Source organism: Paractinoplanes ovalisporus (assembly GCF_016834655.1).
Classification (GTDB): Bacteria; Actinomycetota; Actinomycetes; order Mycobacteriales; family Micromonosporaceae; genus Actinoplanes; species Actinoplanes ovalisporus.
The window spans coordinates 211,943-225,290 of sequence record NZ_JAENHP010000002.1 but is presented as its reverse complement, the minus strand read 5'-3'; the positions used below and the strand labels follow the sequence as shown (position 1 = coordinate 225,290).

Genomic DNA, 13,348 nt, shown 5'->3' with positions numbered 1-13,348 from the left:
AGCCAGTGCGTGTGGGACAGCGGGTTTGTTCGAGCCAGTTGCGTGTGGATTAGCGGGTTTGTTCTAACCAGCTTGCGTATAGCTTTGCGTAGATTGAGCCCTCTTCTGTTACCAGTTGGGCGTGTGGGCCGCGCTGTACAACGCGGCCTGCGTCTACGACGATTACCTCGTCTGCGGACTGGGCGGTTGAGAGCCTGTGGGCGATGGCTACCGTGGTGCGGCCGCGGGTGACCGTGTCTAGTGCTCGCTGGAGGCGGACCTCGGTTGCTGGGTCTACGGCGCTTGTGGCCTCGTCGAGGACCAGCAGGTCGGGGTCGGCTACGTAGGCACGTACGAGGGCTACCAGTTGACGTTCGCCTACGCTCAGGGCCTCGCCTCGCTCGCCTACCGGGGTCTCCAAGCCGGCGGGCAGGGTGGCCAGCCAGTCGGCCAGGCCCAGCTCTTCGAAGGCGGAGCGCAACTGCTCGTCGGTCAGGGACGGCTCGGCGAAGCGGATGTTCTCGGCGACGGTGGCGTCGAACAGGAAGCCGTCCTGGGGCACCATCACCACCCGCGAGCGCAGGGCGGCGAACTTCACCGTGCGCAGCGCGGTTCCGGAGAGCAGGACCTCACCCTCGACGGGGTCCATCAGGCGGGTGAGCAGCTTCGCGAACGTGGTCTTGCCGCTTCCGGTCTCGCCGACCACCGCGACCTTGGTGCGTGCGGCCAGCGAGAGGTCGACGTCGGCGAGCACGATCGGGCCGCCGGGATAGCGGAACGACACGTCCTGGAAGCGCACCGACAGCGGGCCCTCGGGCAGGTCGACGCCCACCTCGTCCGGGTCCTTGACGTCGGGCTCCAGGTCGAGCACGTCGAGCACCCGCCGCCAGCCGGCCACCGCGTTCTGGGCCTCGTTGAGCATGTCGGTGGCGATCTGCACGGGCTGGATGAACAGCGTCACCAGGAACAGGAACGCGGTCAGCGCGCCCACGGTCAGGCCGCCGTCCACGCCCATCAGCACCCCGACCACCACCACCGCGGCCAGGGCCAGGCCCGCGCCCAGCTCGCCGCTGGAGAAGCTGGTCACACTCGTGCGCAGCGCGTGCTGCTGGGCCACCCGCAGACGGTCGATCGAGGTGTCCAGGCGCTTCTCGGTGCGGCCGGCCACCCCGTACGCGCGAATGACCATGGCCCCGACGACGCTCTCGGCGATCGCGCCCAGCATGACGCCGGTGCGTTCGCGGACCGCGCCGTAGACGGCGGCCAGCCGCTTCTGGAACAGCCGGATCACCGCCACGGCCGGCCCGAACGCGAGCAGCACCACGATGGTGAGCTCCCAGGAGTAGACGAACATCACGATCGTCGAGACCAGCAGCTGACCGCTGGCCAGCAGCAACTGCACGCCGCCGGTCTGCAGGAAGATCGAGATCTGGTCGACGTCGCTGGTCACCCGGGACACCATCGTGCCGCGGCGCTCGGACTGCTGGTGCAGCATCGACAGGTCGTGGATGTGCCGGAACGTGCGGGAGCGCAGCGCGCCCAGCGCGGTCTCGCTGACTGTGAACAGGCGGCGGGTCATCAGATAGCCGGCCAGCGTCGAGATCATCAGCGCGACAAACGTGAGCGCCACCACGGCGGTGACAAACTGCAGGTCGGGGCCGCCCTCGGCGCGGATGCCGTGGTCGATGCCCTGCTGCACGGCGATCGGCACGGCGACCCGGCCGCCCATCTGCACCACGGCCAGCGCGATCGTGCCGGCCATGCCGGGCCGCAGCTCGGGCGAGAGCGCGAGGCCACGTTTGATGGTGGCGAAAGTTCCCTCGCTGCTCACGCTTCGACTCTTTCCGCTTCGGCTTTCTCGTACGCCGTCACCAGGTCGGCGTATCCGGGGTGGGCGGCCAGCAGCTCGGTGTGGGTGCCGGTCGCGACCACCTTGCCCTGCTCCAGATAGACGACCTCGTCGGCCAGCGCGATCGTGGCCCGGCGGTAGGCCACCACGAGGATCGAGGCCCCCGCGTCCCGGCTGCGCAGCGAGGCCAGGATGGCCGCCTCGACCCGCGGGTCGACCGCGCTCGTCGCGTCGTCCAGCACGAGCAGCCGTGGATGACCGGCCAGGGCACGGGCCAGCGTGATCCGCTGTCGTTGCCCGCCGGAGAGCGAGGTTCCGCGCTCCCCCACCGCCGTGTCGATCTTCTCGGGCAGCTTCGCGACGAACCCGTCGGCCTGGGCGAGCCGCAGCGCCGTCCAGACCGAGTCGTCGTCGAGGCCGTCCCGTTCGAGCGTGATGTTGCCGCGCACGGTGTCGTCGAAGACGAACGGCAGCTGCGGTACGAGGGCGGAGGCACCGGTCAGGGCGGCCTCGCTGAGCGCGGGCAGCGGCGTGTCGTCGAGGGTCACCCGGCCCGCCCCCGGGTCGACCAGCCGGACGGCCAGTGACGCGATGGTCGACTTGCCGGAGCCGGTCGCGCCGACCAGCGCCACGGTCTTGCCGGGGGGCACGGTGAACGACACGTCGTGCAGGACCAACGGGCCTTCCCCGTACGCGAAATCCACCGCATCAAAACGCAGCGTGGCCGGACCCGTCGCGCGCGCCGTGGCCGAGCCGTAGGCGAGGTCACCCTCGGCCGCCAGCACCGCCTGCACCCGGTCCCACCCGGCGACACTGCGCGGCAGTTCGCCCAGCACCCAGCCGATCGCCCGCACCGGGAAGGCGAGCACCGTGAACAGGAACGCGACCGTGACGACCTCGGCCACGGTGACCGCCCCGCTCTGCAGCCGCCACGCCCCGAGCAGCAGCACGGCCAGGGTGCCGAGGCTGGGCAGCGAGTCCATGACCGGGTCGAACAGGCCGCGCAGCCGCCCCACCGCGATCAGCGAGTCGCGCAGCTCGTCGACGAACACCTTGAAGCGGCGGGACTCGTCCTCCTCACGGCCCATCGTCTTGACCACCAGCGCGCCGTCGAAGCTCTCGTGGGCGACCGCGCTGACCTTGGCCCGCATCTGCTGGGCCCGGATCTGCCGCGGCGACATGCGGCGGGCATAGAAGGTGTTGAGGGCGAACAGGGCCGGGAACAGCACGACCCCGACCAGCGCGAGCACCCAGTCGGTGAGGAACAACGCGACCACCGCGGCGAAGATCATCACGATCGTGCCGACCGCGAACGGCAGCGGCGCGATCGGCACGAACGCGGCCTCGACGTCGGAGTTCGCGTTGGAGAGCAGGGTGCCGGTCGCGTGTTTCTGGTGCCACGACGGCGGCAGCGACAGATAGCGCCGGGTCACCGCGCGGCGGTAGCGGGCCTGCAGCCGGAACTGCATGTAACCGGCGCCGAGCCGGCGGCCGAAGATGGTCGCCACCCGCAGCCCGCTGAGGCCGAGGAACACCGCGGCGATCAGCGCGAGCGTGCCGGTGTCGGCCGACCCGCTGCTGAACGCGGGGACGACGACATGGCCGATCACGGCGCCGACGACGTAGGAGTTGGCGATGACGAGAAGGCCGAACAGGCTGCTGCCGAGGGCGCCGATCGTGAACAGGCGTGGCTCTGTCCGGATCGAGTGGCCCAGCACGCGCAGTCCCCGTACCAGCACATCGCGGCTGGTCCTGGTGCTCAAAATTCCTACCCGACTGGTAAGTGTTCGCCGACAGTTCCGGCCTTACATTCCCATCCTGCCGAACAGGCCGCCGTCGTTCACGTTCGTAACATGTGTCTACGATCACGTTTGTGACCGCCTATGCCCAGCGCGAACGCCGCTTACTCGCTGACCTGCTCCTTCGTCTCGGACCGGACGAGCCGACCCTCTGCGAGGGATGGACGACCCGCGATCTCGCGGCGCACCTGGTGGTGCGGGAACGGCGGCCCGACGCGGCGGCCGGGGCGATGATCCCGCCGCTGCGCGAGCACGGTGAACGGGTGCGGAAACAGACCGCGGCCCGCCCTTACGAGCAGGTCGTGCACGAGGTGCGGACGCCACCCTGGTGGAGCCCGGTGAGCAACCCTCTCACCGACGAGATGGCCAACACCATCGAGTTCTTCGTGCACCACGAGGACGCCCGGCGCGGGCAACCGGACTGGCAGCCGCGCGATCTCGATCCCGGCCTCGAGGCCGCGCTGTGGCGAAATGTCCGGCTGACCAGCCGACTCGTGCTGCGGCGGGCCGGCGTGGCGGTCACGGTCACCTCCCCGGGATACGGCTCGTTCGCCGTGGGCAGCTCCCCCACGACCACTCTTTCGGGGCCACCCGGGGAGCTCGCGATGTATCTCACCGGACGGACCGGGGCCGCGCGCGTGACCATCGACGGGGACGGCCTGGACGGCGTACGGCTGGGCATCTGATTGGCTCTTTTGATCCGGCCCGGATTGGTTCGAATCGTGAGCCAATGCGGGCCTAGCGTGAGGCCATGGCTCAGAACTCCGGACTCTCCCTCGCCCAGGGCACCGCGCTCTGCGTCGGCGCCGTCCTCGGCACCGGCGTCATCTCGATGCCGGCCCTGGCCGCCGAGGTCGCCGGGCCCGCCTCGCTGGTCGCCTGGATCGCGCTGATCGTGCTGTCGGCGCCGCTCGCCCTCACCTTCGCGGCGCTCGGCGGGCGGCACCCGGACGGCGGCGGCGTCTCCACCTATGTCCGGCTCGCGTTCGGTCCCCGGGCCGGCGCCGCGATCGGCTGGACGTTCTTCTTCGCCGTCCCGCTCGGCGCTCCGGCCGCGGCCGCGTTCGCCGGTGGCTATGTGGCCGACATCCTCGGTGGCGGCCGGGCCACCACCCTGCTCACGTTCCTGGCCATCGTCTCGGCCGTGTTCACCATGAACTGGTTCGGGGTGCGCGTCTCGGGCCGGGTCCAGCTCGTGCTCACCGGCGTGCTGGCCGCCCTGCTGCTGGTCACCGTGATCACCGCGCTGCCGCACGCCGACCTCGGGAACCTGACGCCGTTCGCGCCGCACGGCTGGTCGGGGGTCGGTTCGGCGGCGGCGGTGCTGGTCTGGGGCTTCGCCGGGTGGGAGGCGGTGTCGTCGCTGGCCGCCTCCTATCGCAACCCGAGCCGGGACGTGCCCCGGGCCACGGCGGTCGCGGTGGTGCTGGTCGGCGTGCTCTACCTGGCCGTCGCGTTCGTGAGCGTGGTCGTGCTCGGGCCGGCGCTGGCTTCGAGCGAGGCGCCGCTGGCCGACCTGCTCGCGGCCGGGGTCGGCGGGCCGGTCCGGATCCTCACCGCGGTCGTCGCCGTGCTGCTGACGGTCGGGGCGGTCAACGCCTATCTGGCCGGCGCCTCGCAGCTCGGGGCCGCGCTCACCCGCGACGGCGCGCTGCCGGTCTGGATGGGCCGTTCGCCGCGCCGGGCCCTGCTCACCATCTTCGTGCTCAGCCTGGTCTCGGCCGTGCTGCCGCTCAGCCTGCACACCGCCCTGCTGCTGGTCACCGGTTGCTTCACGCTGGTCTACGTGATCGGGACGGCGGCTGCGCTGCGCCTGCTGCCGGCCGGGCGGTGGCGGGTCGTGGCCGGCACGGCGTTCGTGGCGGTGGTCGCGCTGCTCGGGCTCAACGGCGCGCCGGCCCTGCTCAGCCTCGTGATCGTGGGCGCGTCGCTGGCCTATCAGGCGTGGCGGGCCAGGACCTCGGCGAAGACCGTCATGCCCTCGCCGATCAACGACGGGTCGGCGGCGCCGAACCCGAAGACGAACCCGGTCTGCGCGGGCGTGGAGGCCGAGTAGGCGCGCAGGTCGTCGACGGCCAGACCGGCGCGGGCGGCCGCCGACACCACCGCGGTCGAGTCCACGCCGGTCAGCGCCGCGACGTGCAGACCGGCGGCCGACGGGAGCACCTGGACGTTCCCGAGCGAGTCCAGCGCCTCCGAGATGCGGGCGTGCCTTTCCCCGTACGCGCGTCCGGCCTTACGAACGTGCCGCGCGAGCAGCCCCTCGTCGAGGAAGCGGGCCAGCGCGGCCTGGATCGCCGGTTGCCCGTAGCCGTCGCTGAGCTGCCGGGCCGCGGTCAGGGCATCGCGCAGGCCGGGCGGGGCGAGGACAAATCCGGTGCGTACGGCGGGAAGCATGCTCTTGGAGAACGTGCCCACGTAGAGCACGCGGCCCGCGGTGTCGAGGCTGTGCAGCGGTTCGAGCGGCCGGGCCGAGAAGCGGAACTCGCTGTCGTAGTCGTCCTCGACGATCGCGGCCGGCCGGGTCCGCGCCCAGTCGAGCAGCTGACGCCGCCGGGCCAGGCTCATCGCGCGGCCGAGCGGGAACTGGTGCGACGGGGTCGTGTAGACCAGCCGGCAGTGCGCGGGCAGATCGTCGACGACCAGCCCCTCGGCGTCGACCGGCACCGAGGTGACGCGGGCGCCGAGCGCGGCCAGGATGCGGCGGGCCGGCGGGTAGCCCGGCTCCTCGACCGCGACCACGTCGCCCGGCCGCACGAGCACCCGGGCGATCAGGTCGAACGCGTGCTGGGCGCCGTTGGTGACGACCACGTCGTCGGCGCTGGTGCGCACGCCCCGCGAGACGCCGAGGTAACGGGCGATGGCGGAACGCAGCGCGGGGTGGCCGGCCGGTTCCCCGTACGTGCCGGGGTTGTTGGCTCTGAGGCGAAGCTCGGCGGTGACCAGGCGGCGCCACGCGTCGAACGGGAAGAGACCGGCATCGGGGATGCCGGTGCGGAAGTCGTAACGCGGCCGGGTCACGCCACCGCTGGTCGCGAGCGGCTTGAACGACCAGTCCTCCCGCGGACGCAAGGGGTTGGCCGTGGTCGCCTTGCGGGTCCGCTTCTCGCCGGCGAACGCGACGAAGGTCCCGGCGCCCACCTTGGAGGTCAGATAACCCTCGGCCACCAGGCGTTCGTAGGCGCCGGCCACGCTGCCCCGGGCCACCCCCAGGTCGGCGGCGAGGGCCCGGGTCGGCGGCAGGCGCTCGCCCGCCGGGAGCCGTCCGTCGACGATCGCGGCCCGCAGCGCGCGGTACACCGCGGCGGGCTTGGTGTCCGCGCCGTCCAGCCGAATGATCAGGTCCACGTGCTCATTCTGCGCACTATGGCCCAACCGGTATGGCAGCGATCGAGGTCCATCACTCCTATGCTCTGCGTATCTGAAGTGATAACCGTCTATTCAGAAGGGAAGAGCATGGCGACTCCCCGCATCCTCGCCGCCAGTCTGCTCGCCGTCGTCACCGCGGCCGTCGCGTCGGGCACCCCCGCCGCGGCCGCCCCCGCCACCGGAGAGATCCGGCTCGCCGGCACCGCCACCGCGATCCCCGGCAGCTACATCGTCGTGATGAAGCCCGGCAAGGCCAGCACCCTCTCCGCCACCAGCATCAAGCGCAGCCTCCCGATCATCAACGGCTACGAGGCGGCCCTGTCCGAGGCCCAGGCCGAACGGCTCGCGGCCAGCCCCGGCGTCGCCTACGTCGAGCAGAACCAGACCATCACGCTCACGGCCACCCAGACCAACGCCACCTGGGGTATCGACCGCATCGACCAGCGGAACCGGCCACTGAGCACGACCTACACCTATCCGGTGACCGCCTCCAACGTGACGGCGTACATCATCGACACCGGCATCCGCTACACGCACAACCAGTTCGGCGGGCGGGCCACGGCCGGTTACGACGCGGTCGGTTCGGGCGCCGTGGACTGCAACGGCCACGGCACGCATGTGGCGGGCACGGTCGGCGGATCCACGTACGGGGTCGCGAAGGAGGTGCGGCTCGTGGGCGTGCGCGTGCTGAACTGCTCGGGCAGCGGCACCACGGCCGGGGTCATCGCCGGCGTCAACTGGGTCACGAGCAACGCGGTCAAGCCGGCGGTGGCCAACATGAGCCTCGGCGGCGGCGTCAGCTCCACGCTCGACAGCGCGGTCTCCCGCTCGATCAGCAGTGGGGTCACGTACGCGCTGGCGGCCGGCAACTCGACCGCGAACGCCTGCAACTCCTCGCCCGCCCGGGTCGCCGCGGCCATTACAGTCGGCGCCACGACCAGCACCGACGCCAAGGCGAGCTACTCCAACTACGGCAGCTGCCTCGACATCTTCGCGCCGGGCTCGTCGATCACCTCGGCCTGGTACAACTCGAACACCGCGACCAACACCATCAGCGGCACGTCGATGGCGAGCCCGCACGTGGCCGGCGCGGCCGCGCTCGTGCTCTCGCGCAACCCGTCCTACACCCCCGCCCAGGTGCGCGACAGCCTGGTCAACAACGCCACCACGGGCGTCGTGACCAGCGCCGGCAGCGGTTCCCCGAACCGCCTGCTGTTCGTCGTCCAATAGGTCTCACCCGGCGCCCGGCCACCGTGGACGGTGGCCGGGCGCTCTCGCCGGGACGGCGGAGATCGAATGCAGTACATATCCTGCACTGCGTGACCATCACGTTGCGCACCGTCGGGATCCCGCCGTGACCAGCCTGTGGCGCAACCGCGAATTCACTCTGCTGTGGACGAGTCAGTGCCTGTCCGATCTCGGCGGCGCGATCGCCCTGCTGGCCATCCCGCTGCTGGTGCTCGAAGTGACCGGCTCGGCGGTCCAGGCCGGCGCGGTCGGCACCGCGGCCCAGGTGACCAAGCTGGTCTGCCGGCTCCCGGCCGGGGTGCTGGCCGACCGGTTCAACCGCCGCCGGGCGATGCTGGCCTGCGACGTCATCCGGCTGATCGCGTTCGTGGCGCTGGCCGTCGCCGTCGCGGCCGGGCAGGCGGCGCTTCCCGCGATCATCGTGGTGGCGGTCGTCGACGCGATCTGCGGTTCGCTGTTCAACACCACCGAGCACGCCTCGCTGCGCAGCATCGTCCCCGCCACCCAGCTGCCCGACGCCGTGGCCCGCAACGAGGCCCGCAGCTACGGCACCTCGCTGGCCGGCCCGCCGCTGGGCGGCCTGCTCTTCGGCTGGGCGCACGCGCTGCCGTTTCTGGGCAACGCGCTGTCCTATCTGGCCTCGCTGATCGGGGTGGCCCTGATCCGCAAGCCGTTGCAGGCCGAACGCCCGGCCGACCAGGCCGGCCACACGGCGGCACTGCTCGAGGGGCTGCGGTTCGTCTTCGGCAACCCGTTCCTGCGCGCGGTGCTGCTCATCGCCGCGCCGCTGAACTTCGCCCTGTACGGCTCGATCTTCACCATCATCGTGACGCTGCAGAAGCACGGCGTCGCGCCCGGCGTGATCGGTCTCACCGAGACGATCGTCAGCGCGGGCGGCCTGATCGGGGCGCTGGCCGCCCCCGCGCTGCTGCGCCGGCTGTCGTTCGCGACGCTGATCCGGGGGCTGGGCTGGGCGGCCACGCTGTTCCTGACGGTCAGCGCGCTGCTGACGATGAGCGTCGCCGCGGCCGTGCCGGTGGCCCTGGCCATCTTCGTCGGGCCGGCCTGCAACGCGGCGCTGTTCGGCTATCAGGCCGCCATCACGCCCGACCACCTGCAGGGCCGGGTGCTGAGCGTCATCTTCCTGGTGGCCATGTCGGCCGCGGCCGCGGCGCCGCTGCTGGCCGGGGTCTTCGTCACGGTGTGGAGCCCGACGACCAGCGTCCTGATCTTCGCGGCGGCGGTCTCGGCGTCGGCGGTCACCGCCACGCTGGCCCCGGCGATCCGTGACATGCGGCCGATCGGCGAGTCGGCGGCCGTCCGCTGAGCCGCGGCATGCGCCTGGTCAGCGGCCGTCGGCGAGGCGGTGGCTGTATTCGCGGACGGCGGCGGCGTACGTCTGCTCGTCGAGGTTCCAGTCGGAGTCGCCCGGTGAGGCGGCCCGGTTGAGCTGGGTCTGCAACGTCATCACGGCCGACGACAGCCCGCTGAACGGGCGGCTGCGCCACAGCTGCTCACCGGCCGGGGCCACCTCGACCAGATCGTCCTCGACCACGATGAGACCGGCGCCGGCCAGACGGCGTACGGACTCCTCGAGCTCGGCCCGGCTGGGCACGCTGTGGTGCAGGAAGTCGGCCGCGGCGAGCACGTCAGCCAGGCTGGCGCCGGCCATCGGCAGGGCCGCGTGCAGGGCCCGGTCACGCTCCAGGCGCTCGGCGATGACCGCGGACACGAAGATCCAAGCGTCGTTCCACTGCCAGTCGCCAGCCCCCATGCGGCAATGATGCCGTGCGGCTCCCATGCCGGGAAGCGAATGTGTCCCGATGATCACAAAGCTGTGACCGATGATCTTGGAGGCTAAACCGAATCAGTGGGGCATTTCGCTCAGTCCAAAGGGGACAGATGCCGCCCGCCGGGCCTCTCGCGCCCCGTCTGAGTGAACGTGAGGGTCACCGCGCGAGCGCGAGTCTCACGCGGTCTCGGCTGGCCGTGCATCGAGGTGCGTGGGCCTCGGGCCGGGCTCGGGGACCGTGCACCACGGCAGGAACAGTTGCACGAGCGGGCCGATCGCCAGAGCGTACGCCACCGTGCCGATCCCGGCCGTGCCCCCGAGCAGGAAACCCACCAGGAGGACGAGCACTTCGATCGAGGTGCGCACGAGCCGCACGGACAGGCGCGGGAACCGCCCGACGATGCCGGTCATCAGCCCGTCGCGCGGACCGGGACCGAACCGGCTGCCGATGTAGAGGCCGGTGGCGAGACCGTTGAGCAGGATGCCGCCGACGAGATAGCCGACCCGGGCCGGAATGCCCTCGCCCGCGGGTAGCAGGGCCAGCGCCCCGTCCACCGCGAAGCCGACCACGACCAGGTTGGCCAGGGTGCCGAAGCCGGGCCGCTGCCGCAGCGGGATCCACAGCAGCAACACCGGGACGCCGACCAGGATCACCACCCAGCCGAAGCTGATCCCGGTGACCTCGGACAGGCCTTGGTGGAACACGTCCCACGGGTTGAGCCCGAGCGCCGACTCGACCATGAACGCCATGCTGACGCCGTAGAGCACCAGCCCCGCGAAAAGTTGGATCACACGACGGGTGAGACGTCGATCTCCGTTGCCACTCGGTTGCATGAATGCCACTCTGAAGGCCAATTGCGCGACCTTGAAGAGCCAATTCGGCGGAGGTGGTTGTGACCACGACGATACGTGGGGGCCAATTGGCGCGGCTGCTCGGTCAGTGGCACTCCCTTCCGGGCCGCCACCGGAGTCCGGATTACGCCGCTCTGGCCGCGGCCGTGCGGGGCCTGCTCAGCGACGGCCGGCTTCCCTTGGGCGTACGCCTCCCGGCCGAACGCGAACTGGCCGAATCGCTCGCCGTGAGCCGCACGACGGTCAGCGCCGCCTACCGGACCCTGCGCGAGACCGGCCACCTCACCAGCCGCCGCGGCGCCGGGAGCTGGACCACCCTGCCCCACGGGCACCGCGTGGCCACCTCGGGTCTGTGGGCGGCCGGCGACGACCGCGACATGATCGACCTGGGCGTGGCCGCGTCGGCCGCGCCCGCCGAGCTGGTCCCGGCCGCCCGCGCCGCCGCCGACGACCTCCCGCGCTATCTGGGCAGCGCCGGCTACCACCCGACCGGACTGATGGAGCTGCGCGACGTGGTGGCCGCCGGCTACCGGGACCGGGGCGTCGCCACCTCGGCCGAGCAGATCCTGATCACCGCGGGCACCCAGCAGGCCCTCGACCTGGTGCTGCGGCTCTCGGTGCCGGCCGGTTCGCCGGTGCTGGTCGAGGCGCCGACCTATCCGAACGCGCTGGCCGCCCTGGCCGCGCGGCGCGCCCGCATCAACACCCACGGGCTCGACACCGAGACCGGCTGGGACGGCGAGATGCTGCTCGGCGCGCTCCGGCAGACCCGGCCCCGGCTCTCGTACGTGATCCCCGAGTTCCACAACCCGACCGGGCACCTGATGGGCGCCGACCTGCGCGAACGTCTGGCCGCCACGGCCCACTCGACCGGTACGGAGCTGGTGGTCGACGAGAGCTGGGTCGACCTGGCGCTGGAGGGCGAGACGATGCCGCCGCCGGTGGCCGTCTTCGACCGGCACTCGCGGGTGGTGTCGATCGGCGGGATGAGCAAGGGCTACTGGGGTGGGCTGCGCATCGGCTGGGTCCGCGCCTCGGCCCCGCTCGTGCAGCGCCTGGCCGCGATCCGGGTCGGCGTCGACATGGCCAGTCCCGTGCTCGAGCAGCTGGTCGCCGTACGGCTGCTCGACCAGGCCCCCGAGATCCTGACCGAGCGCCGCACCCGGCTGCGCGAACGTCGCGACGCCCTGGCCGAGGCGCTGCGCCAGCTGCTGCCGGAGTGGAGCTTCGTGCTGCCGCGGGGTGGGGCGTCGCTCTGGGCCGAGCTGGACGGGCCGATCTCCAGCGCGCTGGCCCGGGCCAGCGAGGACGTGGGCGTACGGCTGGCCCCCGGGCCGCGGTTCGGGCTGGACGGGACGCTGGAGCGCTACCTGCGGCTGCCGTTCACGTTGCCGCCCGAGGAGCTGGTCGAGGCCGTACGGCGCATCGCCTCGGTCCGTCACGACCTGGACCGCACGTCGGTCCCGTCCTGGCGCAGCCCGTCGGTGATCGCCTGACGCGTTCCTCCTCGCGCGTGGAGCCTGGCGCTTTCCCGCACCGCGCGCGGCGGCTCAGACCAGCCAGACGCCGTCGCGCATGAGGAGGCGGTCGCGCAGCTCGTTCTCCTCGCGCCACGCGAGCACCCGCTCGGGGCGCATCACCAGGAAGACGTACGCGTCTCCGGCCGTACGGGGATCCCAGTCGTTCTGCTCCGCGTATGCCGCACCCTCCTCGCCGGCCTGCGTGACCGGGAGGCTGCGTTCGAGCGTGGCGTCGACCATGATGACGTCGCGGGTCGGGCCGAAGGCGATGCGGGCCCGGCCGCTCGCGATGATGTTGCGGGCGGTGGCCATGTCACGGCCGGTGGCGATCAAGAGGCGTTCCCGGAACCATGCCAGGGTGAGCGGCACAAGATAGGGCTGGTCGCCGCCGGCCGTGGCCATCCACGCGTCGGCCACGGGACCGCTCAGCCTCGCCAGGACGTCACGCTTGCGCTGCTCTTTGGACCGCGCCTCATCCGCCATCGCCGTAGCCTACGGGGCGCAAACGGGGCGCGGTGGTCCCGTCACACAGGGGGTTGACGATGAACGAGAATCAGCGCCTCACATCGCCGGACGTCGGAAACGTCAACCGGCGGCGGGCGATCGCGGAGTCGTTCCTGGCCGCGGCGAAGGGCGGACAGCTGGACCGACTGCTGGCGCTGCTCGACCCCGAGGCGGTGCTGCAGGCCGACTCGGCCGCCGTGACACTGGGGGCGACGGCGGTAGTGAACGGCGCGGCCGGGGTGGCCGGGGTGTTCAACGGGCGGGCGCAGACCAAGGCCGTCGCGCTTCTGGAGGGCGTACCCGGGCTGGTCGAGGTTTCGGAGGGCCACGTCATCGTCGTGTTCCATCTGTCGTTCGACGACGAGGCCGGGTGGATCTCGGCCGTCGAGCAGGTGGCGGACAAAGAGCGGATCACCGCCACTGTCGTGGGGTGATC

The 13,348-nt window shown here is 71.7% G+C and carries 12 protein-coding genes; 6 read left to right on the top strand and 6 right to left on the bottom strand.

Features of this window, described 5'->3' with window-relative positions:
* Positions 1 to 49 precede the first annotated feature (49 nt).
* Entirely contained in the window at positions 50 to 1,810 is a 1,761-nt protein-coding gene (locus JIG36_RS07005; protein ID WP_203375223.1) for an ABC transporter ATP-binding protein, read from the bottom strand.
* Entirely contained in the window at positions 1,807 to 3,591 is a 1,785-nt protein-coding gene (locus JIG36_RS07000) for an ABC transporter ATP-binding protein (protein ID WP_203375222.1), read from the bottom strand. Before JIG36_RS07000 ends, JIG36_RS07005 begins: the two co-directional genes overlap by 4 nt.
* Positions 3,592 to 3,701: 110 nt before the next feature.
* Between JIG36_RS07000 and JIG36_RS06995 the strand changes: the two genes are divergently transcribed.
* On the top strand, positions 3,702 to 4,313 hold the full coding sequence (locus JIG36_RS06995; protein ID WP_203375221.1) for a TIGR03085 family metal-binding protein: 612 nt from the start codon (positions 3,702 to 3,704) through the stop codon (positions 4,311 to 4,313).
* 65 nt (positions 4,314 to 4,378) lie between these two features.
* Positions 4,379 to 5,683 (top strand): APC family permease, encoded by a 1,305-nt coding sequence (locus JIG36_RS06990; protein ID WP_203375220.1) that lies wholly within the window; start codon positions 4,379 to 4,381, stop codon positions 5,681 to 5,683.
* Here the strand turns inward: JIG36_RS06990 and pdxR are convergent.
* A complete protein-coding gene (gene pdxR, locus JIG36_RS06985) occupies positions 5,566 to 6,975 on the bottom strand; it encodes a MocR-like pyridoxine biosynthesis transcription factor PdxR (protein WP_203375219.1) in 1,410 nt (469 codons plus the stop codon). The genes JIG36_RS06990 and pdxR overlap by 118 nt on opposite strands.
* A gap of 108 nt (positions 6,976 to 7,083) precedes the next feature.
* Here pdxR and JIG36_RS06980 point away from each other — a divergent pair, with 108 nt between their 5' ends.
* Both JIG36_RS06980 and JIG36_RS06975 read left to right on the top strand, forming a co-directional pair.
* On the top strand, positions 7,084 to 8,226 hold the full coding sequence (locus tag JIG36_RS06980; RefSeq protein WP_203375218.1) for a S8 family peptidase: 1,143 nt from the start codon (positions 7,084 to 7,086) through the stop codon (positions 8,224 to 8,226).
* Positions 8,227 to 8,350: 124 nt separating this feature from the next.
* A complete protein-coding gene (locus JIG36_RS06975; RefSeq protein ID WP_203375217.1) occupies positions 8,351 to 9,571 on the top strand; it encodes an MFS transporter in 1,221 nt (406 codons plus the stop codon).
* An 18-nt stretch (positions 9,572 to 9,589) separates the two neighbouring features.
* Here the strand turns inward: JIG36_RS06975 and JIG36_RS06970 are convergent, their stop codons facing one another.
* Positions 9,590 to 10,018, bottom strand: a complete 429-nt coding sequence (locus JIG36_RS06970; RefSeq protein ID WP_203375216.1) for a hypothetical protein — start codon at positions 10,016 to 10,018, stop codon at positions 9,590 to 9,592.
* Positions 10,019 to 10,213: 195 nt separating this feature from the next.
* A complete protein-coding gene (gene yczE / locus JIG36_RS06965; protein WP_203375215.1) occupies positions 10,214 to 10,870 on the bottom strand; it encodes a membrane protein YczE in 657 nt (218 codons plus the stop codon).
* Between the two features lie 59 nt (positions 10,871 to 10,929).
* Here yczE and yczR point away from each other — a divergent pair, with 59 nt between their 5' ends.
* Complete coding sequence (yczR, locus tag JIG36_RS06960) at positions 10,930 to 12,384, top strand: MocR-like transcription factor YczR (RefSeq protein WP_203375214.1); 1,455 nt, start codon at positions 10,930 to 10,932, stop codon at positions 12,382 to 12,384.
* 54 nt (positions 12,385 to 12,438) lie between these two features.
* Here the strand turns inward: yczR and JIG36_RS06955 are convergent, their stop codons facing one another.
* Positions 12,439 to 12,891, bottom strand: coding sequence for a pyridoxamine 5'-phosphate oxidase family protein (locus JIG36_RS06955; RefSeq protein WP_203375213.1), 453 nt, complete (start codon positions 12,889 to 12,891; stop codon positions 12,439 to 12,441).
* A gap of 59 nt (positions 12,892 to 12,950) precedes the next feature.
* On the opposite strand from JIG36_RS06955, the gene JIG36_RS06950 reads away from it, so the two are divergent.
* Positions 12,951 to 13,346 carry a sigma-70 family RNA polymerase sigma factor family protein gene (locus JIG36_RS06950; protein ID WP_203375212.1) on the top strand — a complete coding sequence of 132 codons (396 nt, stop codon included), beginning with the start codon at positions 12,951 to 12,953 and terminating at the stop codon, positions 13,344 to 13,346.
* Positions 13,347 to 13,348: the final 2 nt, after the last annotated feature.